At 70.7% G+C, this 1,513-nt stretch carries 1 protein-coding gene and 1 pseudogene; one reads left to right on the top strand and one right to left on the bottom strand.

Annotation, left to right across the window (positions count from 1 at the left end):
* Positions 1–453 (top strand): annotated as a pseudogene (locus tag B2284_RS04115) (23S rRNA (adenine(2503)-C(2))-methyltransferase RlmN); the annotation flags it as partial.
* A 91-nt stretch (positions 454–544) separates the two neighbouring features.
* On the opposite strand, the gene B2284_RS04110 reads toward B2284_RS04115, so the two are convergent.
* Positions 545–1,513, bottom strand: a 969-nt coding sequence (locus B2284_RS04110; protein ID WP_286697234.1) for an LOG family protein, incomplete at its 5' end; no start/stop codon positions are given.

Genomic DNA, 1,513 nt, shown 5'->3' with positions numbered 1-1,513 from the left:
CTCGTGCCGGCCATCGACAAGCTCGCGGCCGAGGGCATTCCGGTGACGCTGGCGCTGTCGCTGCACGCGCCCGACGACGAACTGCGCAACGAGCTGGTGCCCATCAACACGCGCTGGAGCGTCGACGAGGCCCTCGATGCGGCGCATCGCTACTTCGAGGCGACGGGGCGTCGCGTCAGCATCGAGTACGCGCTCATCAAGGACATCAACGACCAGGGCTGGCGCGCGGATCTGCTCGCGAAGAAGCTCAACGCGCGTGGCAAGGGGTGGGTGCACGTCAACCCGATCCCGCTCAACCCGACGCCGGGCTCGAAGTGGACGGCGTCGCGCAAGGGCGTCGAGCAGAACTTCGTTGAGCGCCTACGCGCGGGCGGCATCCCGACGACGGTGCGCGACACGCGCGGCTCCGACATCGACGGAGCGTGCGGGCAGCTCGCCGCCAAGACGGCCTGACGCGAGCAGTTCGCCTCGATCATCGCCCCAAATGCGTCATTCGTGATGCGTTTGGGGCGATGATGCGTCAAGCCTGAGGCTTGCGATGAGCTCAGGCGCCCGTCAACACTGCGAACGCGTCCGCGGGCGTCTCGACGAGGTGGAGGTGGTCGGCGAAGCGTCGCCCCGACGCGAGCGCGGTGAGCGCCGGCCAGACGGGGACGACGTCCGTCCACTGCGAGCGCCCGACGAGGACGAGGTGCGGCAATGGCACGTCGTCGGCGGCGTAGTACAGCGGCGTGACGCTCTGGAAGATCTCCTGCACGGTGCCCGCGGCGCCCTCGAGGACGATGATGCCGCCGCTGGCGCCGGCGAGCAGGCCGTCCTCGCGCAGGGCGTTGGAGAAGAACTTGGCGATGACGTCGCCGAAGACGTTGGGCGGCTCGTGGCCGTAGAACCACGTCGGGATGCCGACGCTGCGCACGTCGTCACCGGCGCCATCAGCCACGCCCAGCAGCTCCCGCGCCGCGAAAGCGCTGTGCGCCCAGGCGTCGATGCTCGGACGGAACGACTCAACGCCCGCCAGGCACTCCAGCGCCGCGTCGAGGCCGCCGACGCGGTCAGCCGCGCCGAGGTTCGCAGCCTCCATCGCGCCGGGCCCGCCGCCGGTCAGGACGACGTGGCCGCCGTCGGCGAGATCGCGCGCCAACCGGGCGATCTCGGCGTACGCGGTACTCGTGCGTCCCATCGCGTGACCACCCATGATGCCGACGGTTCGTCGGCCCTCGAGGCTCTCGTGCAGGGCGTCGCGCATCGACTCGTCGTGCAGCCCGCGCATGGCGCCCGCATAGGCGTCATGCGCCACGCGGCAGTCACGCGACCAGCGATACGCCTGCGCGTCAGGGGTGTGTTCGTAGCCGCGCTCGAGGCCAGCATAGAGCTCGCCGGCGGAGTAGAGACGCGCGCGGTAGGGGTCGATCGGCAGGTGCGGATCGCTGGGAAACAGGATGGCGCCGCGGTCGGTCAACGTCCGGGCCGTGGACGCCGGCACGTGGCCGCCGAGCACGACGAGACCGTCGAA

This window comes from Dermacoccus sp. UBA1591, assembly GCF_002322065.1.
Classification (GTDB): Bacteria; Actinomycetota; Actinomycetes; order Actinomycetales; family Dermatophilaceae; genus Dermacoccus; species Dermacoccus nishinomiyaensis.
This window is presented reverse-complemented; position numbering and strand designations above follow the sequence as displayed.